Raw genomic sequence first — 17,113 nt, 5'->3', positions numbered from 1 at the left:
CTCTCATCGGGCCTCATACGACACCACCGTATTGGATGGCGTTGAGCATCGATCGGACCTTTTCCGACCCACCCCCGGCTGCGAAAGCTGCTGGCGTCTGGCCGTCGAGCAGCTTGTGTGGCTTGTCCAGCCAAGCTGGAGCCTCTGCGCCGAATACCTGCATGGCAAGGTCCAGCAAGTCTTGTGGAAGAACTTCCGATCCAGCCTCCTTTTTTGGATCCCGCGGCCACGTCAGGTGCGAGCCCATGTCGACGCCGAGGGCACGGAACGGTGCTGCAGCACTCTGCATCCCTTCCGCGAGATAGTCGATGCTCTGGTGATGGTGACCATGGACTACGAGCTGGACGCCGAGCGTCTCGGCGAGCTCGTCGATCGCCTGCCAGCCGTGCGGATGTGCTGCCGGCGCCTCGTGCGTCACCAGAATGTCGGCGGGCGGGCTCCGGAGTAGCTGAAGGTAGTCATCCGGGAAGATGGTGGAGCGGTGCCGGCGGGCAATGCCGTCCCTCCACCGCTCTTCGGGGCGCATGGAGCGGCGCAGCGCGTCGGTCGAGGCGAATGCGGCCTCTTCGATCGGCCGGCGCGGATCCCAGATCTTGCTGCGGAAGATGCCGCCCAGGCCCGCGACCCTGTACCCGGCGATATCGACGATCCGTCCATGCAGGTTGCGGTCCACGAGCTCCGATCCCCACAGGTTGTCATAGTCGGTATCGGAGTCCGTGTCATGGTTCCCGTGAATGAACCAGACCTCGGTGAGAGCCAGGATCGGCTGAAGCTCGAGGTGCACAGGCTGGCGCGCCTGGATGTCGCCCAGCAGCACGATCGCCCTGGGCCGCAAGCGCTCGACCGCGGCGATCACGGGGGCGAAGTCGCTATGAGGGTCGCCGACGAACAGGAGCTTGGGGCTGGCGCTTGTTGGCGGGAGAGAGGAAAACTGCTTCGGGCTGACCATTCTGGGCTCCTGGAGGGAGCCGAATCTGTCAGCTCCTGGACTGGGGAACGAGGATGAGGCGAGGCGATATCGCCGCCGCTATCCGGTTCGAGGTTCGGGTCGACGTCCGCGAACATATGACCATGTGCACAGCTGCGCCCGCGTCGAATGCGACGCGTTGTGTGGTTGCGGCTGAGAAGTTCAACATGGCGTTTGAAGTGGGTCTTGAAGGAGCGTTTTCGTCGGGCTTATCTTAGCGGTGGCTACTGCATCGGGCAACCGAGATTGTCAACATGCAACGGCTGAGCGGGGGCGGGCTCATCAGAGCGATGCTTGCCGGATTCGACCGGCCAGCCGCTACTGCAGCAGGATCGCCAGCTTCGCGTTCCATTGGTCACCCTCTGCCTTGGAAGACACATTGACCCGGATGGTCGGGCGATCGAAGTCACTCGTCTCAAAGAGGAAGTGCACGTGCAGGTACGGGCTCAGCGGCCCTTGAAACTGCTCGATCCACTTGAGATGCCACATCCGGAAGTAGTCGAAATCGACGGTATGGGCTGTCTTGCCTTTGACGACGATGCATGCCTTTCTGGCATCCGGGTCAAAGACGATGCACGTTCCCTCCCAGGATCCCAGCATGCGGCGCGGATCGAGCGGAAAGAATGCCGCCCCCGTCGCTCGACCTTCCGTCTGGAGGAGTGCCTCGCGTTGCACCTGGATCCCGCGCGGGGCCACGACCCAGACCCAGTAGAACAGGACAACGGCGACAGCCAGCGCGAGCAGGAGCGGAAGAGTCATGCACACCCTCTGCGCACTTGGGTCGAAAACCGCCATTTATTTGACGGCGTTTCTGCATCCATTCCGAAAACACTGAGCATCCAGTTTTCCTTCAATCTTCTGATGCATCAATTTGTACCATACAAGCGGGTGCATAAAGTAGGCCGTGCAACGAGATTCGTTGCATGCGGTCGACTCAAGATCCTGCGCTGCTGAGAGCCTTTGCGGCCGAGCTGAAAGCTCGGCGGGCAGCGCTTGGCTTCAATCAGGAGGAGCTGGCATTCGCAGCCGGACTCAACCGCACCTTCGTGGCCAAACTGGAGACAGCGACGACCAGTCCGTCCCTGACCAGCCTGGTTTCGCTTTGTGCAGGACTGACCGTCGAGCCGTCGGAGCTGATGCAATCTCTGATGAAGCGGTACAAGAAGGAACTTCGCACACAGTCGGCGCAATCTTGAGGTGATCCGACGAGCGCGACGTGTAAGCTCGATTCGCACCATTCTGAGTTTCTGGCGGACCTTTCATCCATAGAGCGCATCCGCCGGCCCTGATCGACTACTCACGAGCAAGCATGCGATTGACAAAAGAGACGCTGGCCCAAGGCGCCAGCGACAGAGGGGGATTTTCGCGCAGGCAAACGGACATCCTCGGTGTCAGCTGGCCCAGAGTACGCGGATGGCAAAAGGCACTGATGGGGAGTGAGGTCCCGGACGAGGTGTTTGCTGAATTCGTACGGCTCGCCAAGCGGGTTTCCTCCGCAGCGAGCCCGTTGAATAGCGTTCACCAGGAGCCTGCCGCCGTCGACCAAGGTGGCCGGCCCGGCGCCAACTCGCGCGTTCTCTATATTTACGCGCTCGCCTTGGAGGATGGGTTTTTCTATGTCGGAATGACCGACAACTTCGAGCGTCGATTTCGGCAGCACTGTGCGGGGATTGCTTCGGACTGGACGACCTTGCACCGGCCAGTCCGGCGCTTGCATTGCGTGTGCACGGGAACGAGTGACAGGAGCCAGGCTGCCAGGATGGAGGACGAGGTCACGCTGGAGCTCATGCTGCAGCATGGCGCCGACAAGGTCCGGGGCGGTCAATACATCTTCGCGTCCCAGGAGCTGGTCGATACGGCGCTCAGGTCGCACGGACACTGGCACAGGTTCAAGCGAAGGGACCTTGACCGGCAGACATTCGAATCGCAGGCAAGCTGGAGTGAGGCATTGGACGACTTCCTGAGGGTCGCGCTCGCCTACTACGAGGCAGGTGCGCCCACAGATCAGCGCGATGCCGTTTTCACGGCGTGCTATCGGCTCACCAGGTACCGCTATTGGCGCGAAGAGTTCGCTCCGGGACTCAGCTGGCACTTCTGGAACACGAAGGGCATCTTGCCGGTACTTCTCACTTTCAAGCACGGCCGTGTCATCGGTAGCCGCTCGAACAGCCCTTCCGAGGTGCTCGCTGCTGCCCTCCAGCGCGGTCGTCGAAACGAGCCCACGCTACGGCGCCTGTTCCTGCTCGCGTGGCAAGGCCATCGGCCGCCTGCAACGCCCAAGCAAGACCAGACCATCAGAGGCCTCAGGGACAAGCATCTGGTGCCAGGGGCGGTTTTCGACAACCGATACGACGAGTTCGTCTCGGTTCTGCTTCCTTCCTTGAGGCATCTGCTCAGGCGTTGATGCACGCATGAAAACATCCCGTCCGTCGAACGGTCCGGCAGCGCTGGATAGAGGATTTGCCGCGGCTCGGTACTCAAACGAAATGGGTGCGGACGTCGAACAACTCGTTGCCGCTCCATTGCTGCCCCGGAGAAGAGCTTGCGGCGCTGCGCGCCCGGTTCGCAATATCGGGCGGAAGCCTGGACAACACCTTCGGAAAGGCTCGGCAGTACGCGGTGGCTACGCCCGCCAGTTGCCGGTATGCGACGAGCGCTCAAACGACCCATGTTGAATTCCGGACCCGGTCAGGCAGGGGGCGACTTCCAGAGGGGGGCAGAAGTACTTCGATCCGGCTGTCGAGCCGCGTAGGCAGTCGCTGCAATTCGCCTCTGATGTAAGCGCAAGGGGCGTGCCAGCTGATCCGCACCGTGGGCGCAGCGTGCGATTTACTCGTCAAGGCAGTCTTCCCACCCCGCGAGCAGCGTGCTGATTCAGTGCAAGTAGACCTTGAAAATGCCCGGCTGGTCGATCCCGTTCTTCACTCCGGCGTCGAGGATCTTTCCGTTGATACCCTGAATCGCGTTAATGAGTTGGCCGCGCTCCAACTCGAGTTCGGCGGCGGCGGCCGCCGCCCGAGCCCCAGCGCCTTGCACGGCCCTCACAACATCTGCCGAAGTCTTCAACGGCGCAGTGGTCGACTTCGAAATCGCCTCTCCACCCATCATGCCGCTGGCCATGGTCATCACTTGCGTGAACTGGAGAGCTTGGCTGATCCCCCCCAAGAGTTCGGCAGTATTGGCAGCCTTGGCAGCCCGCCGAAGCTCATCCTGCAACTGGACCTCCACCTTGTCCCGGCGGTCCATCGCCTTGTTTCGATTGGCAATGAGTTCGCCTACGGCGGACCGTTCAGCTTTGGAGTTCAGATTCTCCGCGAGTGCCTTCGCGTATCCCGTGAGTGACTGCTGGTACGCGAAGTCACGGTTGGACATTGACGCGAACAGCGAAGACGTCGTGGAGGGCGCAGCAAAAGAGTTACTTGAGTCGGAGAAGCTAAAAACCGCATTCAAAGCCGATGTTGGATTTGAGTTGCAAAACCTGATCACAGCTCTGGCGGTACTGTCCCAGGCTCAAAGGTCCGGGTTCGACGACGAGCTCTCACTCTCGTACGCGGCGGCCCCCGAGCGGATCGTGCAAGTTCTTGTTGAAAGCATCGATCGGCTCGAGCCTGAGGAGGCGAAAAACATCGTGTCGTTCCTGACGCTCTCAGAAAAGGGCGTTCTCAGGCTTTTCGGAAGAGATGTCGACGAAGCGGAAGTTCCCTACTGGGAGCACAGCAAGCGAACCCATCGCTACGCGATCAGGCCACTGGTTGTAGATGGCGCCCAACTACGTTGGGGCGCGGAGGCGACGAGCCGGTCCATGTACAACTGGATGTCACCGGTGCGTGATGGCTACCTTCCCGCAGATTTCGATTGGCCCAACGTCGAGCCGCTTATCCGCGAAGTCAAAGAGGGAATCGAAAAGCGCCTGGAGATTCGCACCAAAGATATATTTGACCGTCACACTCCATTCGTCGAGCGGGGCGTCGATTTCTACAGGAGGTTTCGCAGCGAGCGCTTCGATGACGTTGGCGACTTTGACGTTTTCGCCTATTGGCCGGAAGAGAACCTTCTCGTGACTGGGGAGTGCAAGTACAACCAGCCGACATATACGGCCAAGGATGGACGTCGACTCCGCGACCGGATATTCGGCAAGTCGGAGAGCGACAGGGCGGGGCAGTTCAGTCGAATCCTGGGGCGCAGGCAGTTTCTTGAAAAGAATCGCTCAAAACTGCTTGAGCTATTGCGATGGCCGATTCCGGAAGGGAAACCCGCCAGGCACCTGGAGCTCTACGTGAGTCGCAACGTGTACTACTGGATGGTTCATCCGCCATATCCTGTGCCCACGAAGTTTGTCCGGGTGGACACCCGAATGCTGATTGGCGATATCGAAGGAAAACGAGCACAAGCCAACGAGTTGCGGCTCGCCGCAGTTGGTGCGTCAGTGCAGAGCTTTACAGGGCCGGCGCTTCAGACTGTTGATGCAATGATCAAAGCCGTGCCATTCGGCTCATTGGTTTTGGCTTACATCGACCCGTACAACCTCGAATACCTCTCCTTCTCAATCATCGAGCGCCTAGCCAAGCTGCAATACGTGGACTTTGCCGTTCACTTCAGCCTGATGGACCTGACGCGCAATATCGATATGGAATTGAACCCCAAGCGGGATCGGTTCGACCACGCATTGCCGGGCTGGCGCGCCTCGGTGCCCGCCGATGCGCTGTCCAAGTCCAGCTTGCCTGGTTGGTTCTTCACTGCCTGGTGTCAGGCGGTCGAGGCGCTAGGCTTCACGGTCAGCGGCCAGATGCCTCTCATCACCGATGGCAAGGGCCGCTCTATCTACCGTCTCGTGTTTTTCTCACGACATTCATTGCCCGATCGCATCTGGGGCGACATTGCGCGCAGCCGCAACTTCAATCTGTTCTGACCAGCAACTCCAACCTCATCTGACATTGCCTGAAGAGTGCGGCCTCGGCTGCATCCGCAACTTTTCTTTGATTAGTGGACGATTGTTCACTAAAATGCCGCGATGGCCCGACCGAACAACGACCACGCGCATCTGCGCCGTTTGCGCGACACATATGCCCGCATGGGTTGCTTTCCGTCGTACAGCCGAATGGCCGAGGCTCTGGGATTCAAGGCGAAGAACGCTGCGTTCAAGTTCACCCAGCGGTTGATTGCTACCGGCCACCTGGCCAAGTCCGTCGGTGGACGACTGGCGCCTGGGCCAAGCTTCTTCACGCTGGACCTCAGTGACGACGAAGTGCGTGCGGGTTTCGGCGCGGGCGGAGACGCCACTGGTCTTGTGCAGGCTCAGGCGCTGGACCAACTCTTGGTGGCTCGGCCTTCCAAGACCGTGCTCGTGAAAGTGCGCGGCGACTCAATGGTGGACACAGGCATTCTGAGCGGTGATGTGGCGGTGGTGGAGGCGAGTGTGCAAGCCACACACGGTGACATCGTGGTGGCTGAGATCGATGGCATGCACACCATCAAGGAATTCAGGACAGACCACGGGCGGCCTCACCTGATGCCACATGGCGTTGATACACAGGCTGTAGACCCTCGGGAAACGCTGAACATCATCGGCGTCGTCAGAGGAATTGTTCGTAGTTACCGACCGCTCGCGCCAAGGAGCGCTAAGCTAACTAAGCATTGGAAATCACAATGACAACCATCAGCAAGATCGAATGGACTGAGCAGACTTGGAACCCGACTGTCGGGTGCACCAAGATCTCGCCTGGCTGCAAGCATTGCTATGCGGAGGCCATGGCCAAGCGGCTGAAGGCCATGGGAACGGCAGGCTATGAGAATGGATTCGCGCTTACCTTGCTGCCTGATCGGCTGAACGATCCGCTCAAGCGAAAGAAGTCGACGGTCTACTTCGTGAACTCCATGTCGGACCTGTTCCACGAACGCGTGCCGGACGAGTACATCGCCAAGGTGTTCGAGGTGATCGCGCAGACGCCCCACCACACCTACCAGATTCTGACCAAGCGAGCGGCCCGGATGGCGCGCTATTTCCGTACTCGCCCTGTCCCGGCCAACGCCTGGCTGGGCGTTTCGGTCGAGGATCGGAAGTACGGTGTGCCGCGTATCGACTATCTTCGAAAGGTACCCGCCACGATCCGCTTCCTGTCGGTCGAACCCCTACTGGCTGATGTGGGAGAGCTCGACCTTACCGATATCCATTGGGTGATCGTTGGCGGAGAGTCTGGGCCGAAGGCACGTCCAATGAAGACCGAGTGGGCAGAGGCTGTGCGGACCCAGTGCCAAGAGCAAGAGGTTGCATTTTTCTTCAAGCAGTGGGGCGGATGGGGCGCTGACGGCAAGCGTCGGGCCAAGCAAGCAAATGGCCGCTTGCTAAATGGCCGTACCTGGGACGAAATGCCTGCCGCAGCGGCAATTTAACGCAGGAGATGAATTGGCCGTGTTGGAGAGCGCGGTTAGGATCGGCCTATTCCCACTGCGCCACCCACGATGGTCAAACGAGACGAAAAGTACGCTTGGCACCTAGGCAGCCGCCCTCCGCCCATAGATCCACACAGCTTGGTCAAGCACCAAATTGTTCGAAGTTATCTTGAGCGATACATCCAGGTGCTCATGAGCAACGTGCTCATCGAGAAGTTGACGCTGTCAATCGTGGATGGCTTTGCCGGCGGCGGGGAGTACATGGCCGAAGACGGCATCAACTTCCACGAAGGCTCGCCACTCATTGCTTTGAATACAGTCGCGGAGCAACAAGTCGCACTCAACGTTGGCCGACTGAAGCCGCGGCACATCGCCGCGAAGTATTACTTCGTCGAAAAAGACAAAGGCAATTTCGACTACCTGCGGCAGCTGGTTTGCGCGCGGGTAGAGCAGAGCAGACTGGGGAGCGACATCGAAATGCTTCGAGGCACGTTCCAAGAACGCGTTTCTTCGATCATTGCGGACATCCGCGCACGAGAGCGCGGTGAGCGTGCCATCTTTTTGCTCGACCAGTATGCGTATGATCAGGTTTCGGCACCGCTGCTTCGAACGATCTTCTCGCAGGTCAAAGGCGCGGAGGTCCTCCTCACGTTCAACGTCGACTCGTTGATCGCGTTCCTCAGCAACACCGCGCAGAGCCGAAAGAAACTCAAGGAATTGGGGCTAGACCGGTACATCAATTGGGAGACCATTGATGGTCTCAAGCTCGCTGGCGGCAATGTCTGGCGATCGGCCATCCAACGCAACCTGGCCAAGAGCCTGGTCGAGGTCAGCGGGGCCAAACACTACACGATCTTCTACATCACCCCGAAGGGCAGCACGGCCTGGACGTATTGGCTTGTGCATCTCTCCAACAGCTTCAAGGCGCGCGACGTGATGATGGAGTTGCACTGGAAACTCTCCAATCATTTCTCGCACTACCTCGAGCCAGACATTTTCACGCTCGGCTACAGCACAAATGTTGACGGTTCGGTCACGGGGCAAGACTCACTCGACCTAGGAGAAGCCCATCACTTCGATAAGGTTGCTTCGGAGCGGTGCCTGTCAGGGCTGGCTGCGAAGTTGGTCCCGACAATTTACGATCACGGCAAGCCCATCCTCTTCGGCGAACTTTTGGAGCGATTCGGAAGCTCGACGCCGGCGACTGCCGACATGATCCGTATGTCCCTCGATGCGGCGATTCGCAGCGGCGATATCGGCGCGTCAGCAGCCGCCGACGGCAGCCGGCGATTGCGCGGCTCCACTCTGCGACCTGGCGATGTTCTGACCGCTGCTCCGCAGCGGCCCATGATCTTCCTTTGACCGCGCTTGGACGATCTGTGGTGCCCCGCGCCTGTGATCGGCAGGGGACACGTCAACGTCGTTAACAGCGCCTCGATCGCGCTCTACGCCACCCAAGCAAGGCGCTCGCCGATGCCTGCTTCAAAATGCAGGGGGCGCTTATAGCGACGCGACGCGTCGGCCGATCGGTTGACGATACGACCTGCCTTGATCAGCCTTACAAGTGAAGATTGAAGATCGCCTTCAAACCAGTCTGTCTTTTCGAGGATGTTGGCGAAGGCGGCGGTATCGATAAGACGATCACCGTCGGCGAGGTAGGCCTGCCAAAACTCGTCGACATCCTTTGGGGCGGCATGAGTGGCGTCGAAATCCACCATCGATCCGACGGGCCAGAGCTCGTCCATTCCCTTGTCGACCGCCTTCTTCTTATCGCGCTTGACCGCACGCACCTGGGATTGAATGCGATCGGCGGCTTCCGATATCTGCATAAACTTCACGATACCCAGCGGGTGCGACGTCACGTATACCAAGTGGTATTTCGTGCGATCACGCTGTGGGTTCATCACGCGCGCATGTGCCGCTCGTGCCGGGTGGGTCGTCGACGCGGGAACGCAACGCTTGAGGTTTTCACGATAGGTGCGAACGATGGCGCGTTCACGCTGCCGCGGCGCTAGATCGGCCACCTCGAGTTTCTCGCCAAGCAACGTCGTCATGGCACTCTTCATGCCGTGCATCGACATCGCACGGTTAGCGTGGTCGTACATCAAGTTGATGAGGAACTCCGAGCGCGGGCGGCGGAGCAGCGGGCAAAGCGTTGGGACAGCAATCTCGGTGTAGCCCATGGGGTCGATGAAGAAGAACGCGAAGGATTCCGAACCGACCCAATCCAGGATGTCCTGCCGAAGCGAGACAAAGTCACCTTGCATGCAATGCGATCGGACGCTCCGAGGCGTGCTAGCAGCCAAGTAGGTCTGTAGCCGCTGAAACGACGCGAGTTTCTCTTCGACGTAGAGAGCCCTGATTTTTACGTAGACCCCGAGGCTGGCAAGCTTTTGACGGCAGCCGTCAAGAGTCTTGAGCGAGATCGCTATCGATGTCGTCTGCATTTCCTCTGACGAGTCTCCCCAGGGACCGGCGAAGCAGTCGACATAGCAAAGTTCGGCGGTACCACCGCTTCTGGACGTCAGACCGATGATTAGAAAAAGCTTCTCGAGGTAGTCCTCGAGCATTCGATGCTTAACGAGCGCTTGTTCGCGCCCGTCATAGGCGGCAGGGATCATCGTGTTGACAACGTCGTCCATGTGCGTTTCATCATGTCGAAACTGTATAGACGACCAGTATGCCAGTGATGATCGCTGGCGCGAAGGAGCGATGCACCCTTCAGAGAACTGCCCTAGGCCCTCCAGGTAAGCCAGTCCAGAACACTATTACTTGCACAGTTGCCCCATGGGGTCGGGGCTGAAGGAGCGAGTCCATAGCTTTGTTGTTTTGACCACTTCTTGCGGCCATGGCGGATCAATGACTTAACCGTCTTCTGGTCCATCAGTTTGTTCCCCTTGGGCAAATGTAGGCAAGAAGACTTCGGAGGGGTCAGAGGGTATTCCCGGGCTCGCTCTTCAGCACCCACCCACCCGATATCGCGCTTCAATCCGCCCGGCTGACAAGGACGTCGCCGGTCTCGGGCCCGTTGACGATGGCGCCTGCCGCGTCCCGCCGTACCTTGATGCCGACTCCGCACCGCTCCCGGTCCATCCGCCACACCCAGCCGTAAAGTGCGCGCGGGCTGCCTTGGGGCGACATGAGCGGCATGTTCTTCCGCAGCCCGTCGTTGCTTCCCAGATCCACCCAGACCATCACGGTGTCGTCTTCCGGGTCGCTGTTGGCGGCGACCTCGACGATCGTCGCCCTCAGCGGCTCGCGGTGCACCAGGGCCTGCAGCGCAACCGGCAGGTCCTCGAAGGGCGGAGTGTCCATCCCGTCGGAGTCCTCGACGGGAAAAGGATCGTCCAGACGCACGGGCCGGAAATAGTGCTCGGAGCTGCCCATCGTTGCTGCGCGGCCGCCGATGGCCGTCGCCATGTCCTCGAGGCGGGCGGCCTGCAACAGCAGCGGCTGTCCGCCGCTGCGCATCAGATACAGGCCGTCATCGTTGGCATCGCTGCCCAGCGACTTGCTGGTGAACACCAGGTCGAGCTGCAGCAGGCAGTCGCCTTCTTCGGTTTCGAGCACCCGATACTGCCCGCTGTAGCGCCGTATGTCCGATGCTTCGCCCGTCTTGTGATCGTTCTTCCAGAAGAGCAGTTGGTAGCTGCCATCCGCGTCGAGCGCGACCAGCCGGCGCCAATCGATGTAAGTCGATAGATAAAGCCCGCTCGGGTGGCCGTCTTTTCTTTCCAGGTCCTTGAAGGCCGCGCGATATTTGTCGGGCAGGGCCGCGCGGACGCTGTCCGGGGGCGGCGCGGGCGGCGTCTGCTCGTGGTCGACCTGCGCGCGAAGCTTCTGGTGAAGCGCGAGCGCATCCGTCCTCGCGATCTTCAGCATCTGCATGGACAACAGCATCGGGTCGACGTGGTACGCCTCGCCGGGAGCCAGCGTGCCGGCTTGTTGCTGCGCGGTTTCGAGCATGGCCGGTTGGATGAATTCATCGATCTGGCTCGGGTCGCTCAGAACGTTGTTGAACAGATCCACGAGGTCCCAGCTCAGGATGCTGATGCTGCGGGTCACGGGGTTCAGTGCCGCAACGTCCTCGTCTGCAGCAGTGAGCTTTCTGTAAAAAAGAAGCGTGCCGAATGGCGTCAGCGCAATGGGCACGCGCACGGTGGCGCTGGGTGGCGAAACGATCCATCGGTCGAGCATGGATTGCCACGCCTGCGGATCGATCAGGCAGATCTGCCGGCGGCCATAGAACCCAAGTCCGTGCTTGCGCCACAACTCGAGCAGCGCGGCGGGCAACTGCCCCTCGTACATGTGCAGCAGTGCCTTCGTCGCCGGCGCGCAGTCGGCATGCGGAGGGTTCGCCTTGATGAATGGATGGAGCTTGATTCGACCGAACATGGACTTCGATTTCGAAAATGAGTTTGAATTTTTCTCAGAGGCACAGGCCTCCTGGCGAAGAGGGTGCGACCTCGCGGCCATCCGTGCAGGCTTTCAGGGACGAGCGGGCATGCCGGGCCACTTGCCGTACGCAAGCCGCCAGAGCACGCCGATGTCCACCAGGGGGATGAAGAACAGGACTGCCATGGCGCCGGGTTGCCCGTGCGTGCGACGATCCGCCAAAGCGGTACGCCGAATATCACTGCGGTGACCCAGTGCTCGAGAATGTAGCCAGGGGTGCGTGCCGGCGTCAACCGATCGGCGTGGACCAATGACCGCTCCAATGCTTCGGCCGACTCGAAGCATCCCGCTGGCCCGACAATGGCGGCCCCCGCAGCACGACGAGAATCCGATGAGACCCGACCTCGATTCGCTGGCGCTTTTCCTGCGCGCCATTGAGCACGGCAGCCTGTCGAAGGCCGCCGCCGAGAGCCACATGGTGCTGTCGGCCGCGAGCCGCCGCCTGGCCATTCTCGAAGGCCACCTGGGCGTCGCGCTGCTCAACCGCACCTCGAAGGGCGTGACGCCCACCGGCGCTGGCGAATCGCTCGCCATGCATGCGCGCCAGATCCTGCGCGACGTCGACCGCATGCGTGCCGACCTCTCCGACTACGCCCAGGGCGCTACCGGCCGCGTGCGGCTGCATGCCAATGCATCGGCCATGGGCCAGTTCTTGCCCGACGACGTGGCGAGCTTCCGCCAGCGCTACCCGGAGATCCGCGTGAGCGTGGAAGAGCACCGCAGCGTCTACATCGTGCAGGCCATTCGCGACCGGCAGGCCGATGTCGGTGTCATCACCAGCGAGGCGGCCGACCCCGCGCTCAACTTCATTCCCTACCGCACCGACAGGCTGGTGGCCATCGTGCGGCAGAAGCATCCGTGGCGCGGGCGCGAGGTGTCGTTCGAGGAACTGCTCGACTTCGATTTCGTGGGGCTGGAAGACGACTCCGCCATCTCCCGCACGATGGAAGACGCCGCCATGAGCGCGCGCAAGGTGCTGAAGCTGCGCGTGCGGGTGAAGAGCTTCGAGGCCGTGTGCCGGATGATCGAGGCGGGCATGGGCGTGGGCATCCTGCCCGAGGGGGCTGCGGTGACCTATCGCAAGGAGATGAAGCTGCGGTTCATCAACCTCACCGACGCTTGGGCTTCACGACGGATGTATCTGTGCACGCGGCAGGAGGCGTTGAGTTTTCCGCAGCGTCGGCTTGTCGATCATTTGCTGGCGCGGGGGATGCCTTAGGGCTCGGGCTCGGGTTCATTCGCGGCGACGCTCCCGCCGACGGGGTACCTTGCTCCGCGAATGTCCTCCGGCCTGCGGCCTCCCCCTTTATTTCGCTGCGCAAGGCACCCCATCGACGGGAGCGTTATTCGGAGCGGTTGTTGATCGGCGGTACACCAGCAGCGTGCCCAGGTGCCCAGGTGCACAGGGCGCCGGGTACTCCCCGCAGCGAAATAAAGGAGGAGCCGAAGGCGGGGGACATTCGCGGAGGGGAGTACCCGGTGTCCTGTGCACGCGCCCTGAACAACAGCGCACAGAACACAATAAAAAATCAGCGCATCGCTTCGACCAGATCGAGCACCATGCGATCCGGCCCGAACTTCTCGACGCCATGCGTCAGCAGCGCATCCACAGCCTGCGCAATGCCATGGCTGGAAGACGACTGCTCCGCCATGTCGTTGTAGTACCCCAGGTCCTTCTTGGCATTGGCCATCGAGAACTTCAGCGAATCGGTGCTGCCCGTCAGCAGCTTGGGCTTGACGCGCTCCAGCGCCACGCCATTGCCGCCGCCCTTGGCGAGCACGTCGACGAACACGTCGGGCTTCACGCCGGCGCGCTCCGCACAGGCAGCAGCTTCGCACAGCAGCGCCACGGTGCCCAGCGACACGAAGTTGTGCAGCAGCTTCATCGCATGGCCCGCGCCGATGCCGCCCACGTGCGTGACGTTCTCGGCAAAGCAACGCAGCAGCGGCAGGCACGAGGCCAGCACCTCGGCGTCGCCGCCCACCAGCAGATTCAGCCGGCCTTCTGCGGCTTCCTTTGCGGTGCGGGTCATCGGTGCATCGATGAACTTGCCGCCCTTGGCGCTCACCGCTTCCGCCACCTTGGCAGTGGAGGCGGGCACGGCCGTCGAGCAGTCGATCACCACCGTGCCGGGGCGCAGCGCAGTCAATGCACCCTTGTCGCCCAGCATCACCGCCTCGACCTGCGGCGTGCCCGTAACGCACAGGATCAACACGTCGACCTGCGCGGCCAGCGCGGCCACGTCTTTCACCGAAGTGGCGCCGGCCTTCAGCAGGCCGTCGATGGGCTGGTTGCCCGCGTGCTCCAGCACGGTGAGCTGGTGGCCGTGCTTGACGATGTTGCTGGCGATGCCGTGGCCCATCAGGCCGACGCCGACGAGGCCCACGCGGCGGGGGGCTTGTTGCTGTTCAGTGCTTGTCATGAATTCATCCGTGCTTGATGGCGATGGTCTTGAGGGTCGTGAATCCGAGCAGGGCCTCGAAGCCCTTCTCGCGGCCGAAGCCGCTCGATTTCACGCCGCCGAAAGGCAGTTCTACACCACCCGCCGCACCGTAATTGTTGACGAAGACCTGGCCGCAGTGCAGCTTGTGCGCCATGCGCAGCTGGCGCGCGCCGTCGCGGGTCCACACGCCGGCCACCAGGCCGAAGTCCGTGCCGTTGGCCAGGCGAACCGCCTCGGCTTCGTCGGCGAAGGGCATCACGACCAGCACCGGGCCGAAGATCTCGCGCTGCGCCAGGTCGCTGTCGTGCGGCACGTCGCGGAACAGCACGGCCTCCTGGTAGTAGCCGGTGGCCGATGCATTCGGCGACACCGTGCCGCGCGCCGCCACCTTCAGGCCGTTGGCCTCGGCCGTCGAGACCATGTCGCGCACCTGGCGAAACTGCTTCTCGTTGATCAGCGGCCCCATGTCCAGGTCTTCGGCGGGCGTGCCCGCGCGCACGGCCGTGAAGCGCTTCGCGAGCCGCTGCACCACCTCTTCGTAGACCGACTGCTCGACCAGCACGCGGCTGCCCGCCGAGCAGGTCTGGCCGGCGTTCTGGATGATGGCGTTCAACAGCACCGGCTCGGCTGCGTCCAGGTCGGCGTCGGCGAACACGATCTGCGGCGACTTGCCGCCCAGCTCCAGCGTCACAGGGCAATGGCGCTCGGCCGCGGCCAGGCCCACGCTGCGGCCCGTCATGGTCGAGCCGGTGAACGAGATGTGGTCGATGCCCGGGTGCGCGCACAGCGCGGCGCCGGCTTCCTTGCCGTAGCCCGTCACCACGTTGAGCGCGCCAGCCGGAAAGCCCACCTCGGTCGCAATCTCGGCCAGGCGCAGCAGCGACAGGCTCGCGTCTTCCGCCGGCTTCACCACGCAGGCGTTGCCCGCGGCGAGCGATGCGCCCACGCTGCGGCCCGCGATCTGCATCGGGTAGTTCCAGGGAATGATGTGGCCCGTCACGCCATGCGGAATGCGCACCGTCAGCACGGTGTAGCCGCGCTCGTAGGGCAGGGTGTCGCCGTGCAGCTTGTCGCAGGCGCCGGCGTAGTACTCCATGTAGCGGGCCAGCGCGGTGGCGTCGTTGCGCGCCACGCGCAGTGCCTTGCCGGTGTCGCGGGCTTCGAGCTGCGCGAGTTCTTCATGGTGCTGCATCACGGCGGCCCCCAGCTTGGCGAGCAGCCGGCCGCGCTCCAGTGCGGTCATCGCGCCCCAGGGGCCGTCGAAGTTCTCGCCCATGGCCTGGCGTGCGGCGCGCACGGCCGTGTCCACGTCGGCGGCCGTGCCGCGCGCGATCTGGCCGAATTTCTGGCCGTCGCTCGGGTCGATCACATCGATGGTGGCGTTGCCTTCGGACGGCACGCGGCGGCCGTCGATGTAGTGGGTTGCGTCCATTTGATTTGTCTCCTTGCGGCCGGTCACCTAGGCTCCGGCCAGGGGTGTTGTGCTTCGCGGATCTGCTCGAAGGCGCGGCTGAACTGCAGCACGCCCAGGTCGTCGAAGCGTCGTCCGGCAATCTGCAGGCCGATGGGCAGGCCCTCGGCTGAGTAGCCGCAATTGATCGAAGCAGCGGGCTGTTCCGACATGTTGTAGGGCACGGTGAAACCGATGTGCTCCAGCGGCAGCATCGGGTCGTTGGTCGGCGAGGCATGGTCCGCGGGCGCGGGCATGTTGGGCGACACCGGCGAGATCACGAAGTCGTAGGCCTTGGTGGCTGCGACCGTGGCCGCTCGCGTGGCGACGAACTGGCTGTAGGCGTCGAAGATGTGCGCGCCGGAGAACCCGGCGGCGCTCTCGGCCCAGTCGCGGATGTACGGCAGGATCTTCGCGCGCTTTTCGGCCGGCATGGCCTGCATGTCGAGGCACGAGCGCATGCGCCAGAAGTGGTCCATGCCCTGCAGCATCTTCGGCGTCATGAAGGGCTTGATTTCCTCCACCAGCGCGCCGGCCGCCTCGATGCGGTTCGCCGCGCGGCGCACCGCATCGGCGATCTGCGCATCGAGCGGCAGGCCGCAGCCCGCGTCCATGTGCAGCGCCACGCGCTTGCCCTTGAGGAACGACGGGTCGACCTCGAAGGCGGTCCAGTCGATGGCTGGCGCGGGCAGTTCCGAATAGTCGCGGTCGTCGGGTTGCGCGACCGAGGCCATCATCAGCGCCGAGTCGGCCACCGTGCGCGTCATCGGTCCCGCGCAGCGGCCCATGTAGGGCGTGCTCAACGGAATGCGGCCGAAGCTGGGCTTGAGCGTGTAGATGCCGCACCAGCTGGCCGGCAGGCGCAGCGAGCCGCCGATGTCCGTGCCCACGTGCAGCGGGCCGTAGCCCGCGGCAGCCGCCGCACCGGCACCCGCGCTGGAGCCGCCCGGCGTGCGAGACAGGTCCCACGGGTTGCGCGAGAGTTCATGAAAGCTCGACAGGCCCGACGACAGCATGCCCAGGTCGGGCATGGTGGTCTTGGCGACCAGCACCGTGCCGTCTTTCTTCAGGCGTGCGGCGGGCGGCGAGTCTTGCGCCATCGGCACGAGGTCGTAGGCGGCGGTGCCCAGCGGCATCGGATCGCCCTCGGTCGCGAGGTTGTCCTTGATGGTCACGGGCACGCCGTCGAGCGTGCCGCGAGGCGAGCCGGCCAGCCAGCGCGCTTCGGAGGCGCGGGCCTGTTCGAGCGCAAGCTCGGGGCGGAACAGCCACGTCGCGTGCAGTTCGGGCTCGCAGGCCGCGATGCGTTCGTTGACCGAGCGCGTCACTTCCACCGGCGAGAGTTCCTTGCTGCGATAGGCCGCGTGCAACTCCTGCACGCTCAGGGAGTACAGGGGCTTGGCCATC

15 protein-coding genes are annotated in these 17,113 nt (G+C 62.5%); 7 read left to right on the top strand and 8 right to left on the bottom strand.

Annotated features, from left to right (window positions below):
• Nucleotides 1–13: 13 nt before the first annotated feature.
• Nucleotides 14–949 carry a metallophosphoesterase gene (locus ACJ7Z0_RS09620; protein ID WP_434789667.1) on the bottom strand — a complete coding sequence of 312 codons (936 nt, stop codon included), beginning with the start codon at nt 947–949 and terminating at the stop codon, nt 14–16.
• Between the two features lie 336 nt (nt 950–1,285).
• Complete coding sequence (locus ACJ7Z0_RS09615; RefSeq protein WP_434789666.1) at nt 1,286–1,726, bottom strand: hypothetical protein; 441 nt, start codon at nt 1,724–1,726, stop codon at nt 1,286–1,288.
• Nucleotides 1,727–1,890: 164 nt separating this feature from the next.
• Here ACJ7Z0_RS09615 and ACJ7Z0_RS09610 point away from each other — a divergent pair, with 164 nt between their 5' ends.
• Nucleotides 1,891–2,163, top strand: coding sequence for a helix-turn-helix domain-containing protein (locus ACJ7Z0_RS09610; RefSeq protein ID WP_434789665.1), 273 nt, complete (start codon nt 1,891–1,893; stop codon nt 2,161–2,163).
• 113 nt (nt 2,164–2,276) lie between these two features.
• Nucleotides 2,277–3,371 (top strand): GIY-YIG nuclease family protein, encoded by a 1,095-nt coding sequence (locus tag ACJ7Z0_RS09605; protein ID WP_434789664.1) that lies wholly within the window; start codon nt 2,277–2,279, stop codon nt 3,369–3,371.
• A gap of 470 nt (nt 3,372–3,841) precedes the next feature.
• Here ACJ7Z0_RS09605 and ACJ7Z0_RS09600 read toward each other — a convergent pair whose 3' ends face one another.
• Nucleotides 3,842–4,339 (bottom strand): hypothetical protein, encoded by a 498-nt coding sequence (locus tag ACJ7Z0_RS09600; RefSeq protein ID WP_434789663.1) that lies wholly within the window; start codon nt 4,337–4,339, stop codon nt 3,842–3,844.
• Here ACJ7Z0_RS09600 and tcmP (ACJ7Z0_RS09595) point away from each other — a divergent pair.
• The 4 genes from tcmP (ACJ7Z0_RS09595) to ACJ7Z0_RS09580 all read left to right on the top strand — a co-directional run bounded on the left by tcmP (ACJ7Z0_RS09595) (nt 4,332) and on the right by ACJ7Z0_RS09580 (nt 8,719).
• Entirely contained in the window at nt 4,332–5,876 is a 1,545-nt protein-coding gene (gene tcmP, locus ACJ7Z0_RS09595) for a three-Cys-motif partner protein TcmP (protein ID WP_434789662.1), read from the top strand. The two genes, ACJ7Z0_RS09600 and tcmP (ACJ7Z0_RS09595), sit on opposite strands and share 8 nt — an antisense overlap.
• Before the next feature lie 102 nt (nt 5,877–5,978).
• The gene (locus ACJ7Z0_RS09590; RefSeq protein WP_434789661.1) at nt 5,979–6,617 is read left to right on the top strand and encodes a LexA family protein; all 639 of its coding nucleotides are present in this window, start codon (nt 5,979–5,981) and stop codon (nt 6,615–6,617) included.
• The gene (locus ACJ7Z0_RS09585) at nt 6,614–7,357 is read left to right on the top strand and encodes a DUF5131 family protein (RefSeq protein WP_434789660.1); all 744 of its coding nucleotides are present in this window, start codon (nt 6,614–6,616) and stop codon (nt 7,355–7,357) included. The genes ACJ7Z0_RS09590 and ACJ7Z0_RS09585 overlap by 4 nt, the downstream gene beginning before the upstream one ends.
• 69 nt (nt 7,358–7,426) lie before the next feature.
• Entirely contained in the window at nt 7,427–8,719 is a 1,293-nt protein-coding gene (locus tag ACJ7Z0_RS09580; RefSeq protein ID WP_434789659.1) for a three-Cys-motif partner protein TcmP, read from the top strand.
• Between the two features lie 83 nt (nt 8,720–8,802).
• Here the strand turns inward: ACJ7Z0_RS09580 and tcmP (ACJ7Z0_RS09575) are convergent, their stop codons facing one another.
• Complete coding sequence (gene tcmP / locus ACJ7Z0_RS09575; protein WP_434789658.1) at nt 8,803–9,999, bottom strand: three-Cys-motif partner protein TcmP; 1,197 nt, start codon at nt 9,997–9,999, stop codon at nt 8,803–8,805.
• Between the two features lie 343 nt (nt 10,000–10,342).
• Entirely contained in the window at nt 10,343–11,752 is a 1,410-nt protein-coding gene (locus ACJ7Z0_RS09570) for a GAD-like domain-containing protein (RefSeq protein ID WP_434789657.1), read from the bottom strand.
• A 391-nt stretch (nt 11,753–12,143) separates the two neighbouring features.
• Here ACJ7Z0_RS09570 and ACJ7Z0_RS09565 point away from each other — a divergent pair, with 391 nt between their 5' ends.
• Nucleotides 12,144–13,031 (top strand): LysR family transcriptional regulator, encoded by an 888-nt coding sequence (locus ACJ7Z0_RS09565; RefSeq protein ID WP_369655054.1) that lies wholly within the window; start codon nt 12,144–12,146, stop codon nt 13,029–13,031.
• Nucleotides 13,032–13,341: 310 nt separating this feature from the next.
• On the opposite strand, the gene ACJ7Z0_RS09560 is transcribed toward ACJ7Z0_RS09565, so the two are convergent.
• The 3 genes from ACJ7Z0_RS09560 to ACJ7Z0_RS09550 are packed head-to-tail and all read right to left on the bottom strand — an operon-like array spanning nt 13,342 to nt 17,112.
• A complete protein-coding gene (locus ACJ7Z0_RS09560) occupies nt 13,342–14,235 on the bottom strand; it encodes an NAD(P)-dependent oxidoreductase (protein ID WP_434789656.1) in 894 nt (297 codons plus the stop codon).
• A gap of 4 nt (nt 14,236–14,239) precedes the next feature.
• Nucleotides 14,240–15,688 (bottom strand): aldehyde dehydrogenase family protein, encoded by a 1,449-nt coding sequence (locus ACJ7Z0_RS09555; protein WP_434789655.1) that lies wholly within the window; start codon nt 15,686–15,688, stop codon nt 14,240–14,242.
• Between the two features lie 23 nt (nt 15,689–15,711).
• Nucleotides 15,712–17,112 (bottom strand): amidase, encoded by a 1,401-nt coding sequence (locus tag ACJ7Z0_RS09550; protein WP_434789654.1) that lies wholly within the window; start codon nt 17,110–17,112, stop codon nt 15,712–15,714.
• Between the last annotated feature and the right edge of the window lies 1 nt (nt 17,113).

The organism is Variovorax palleresanus (assembly GCF_051144945.1).
GTDB classification, from domain to species: Bacteria; Pseudomonadota; Gammaproteobacteria; order Burkholderiales; family Burkholderiaceae_C; genus Variovorax; species Variovorax paradoxus_S.
Note: the sequence above shows the minus strand (reverse complement) of the source record. Positions and strands in the feature narration are given on the sequence as shown.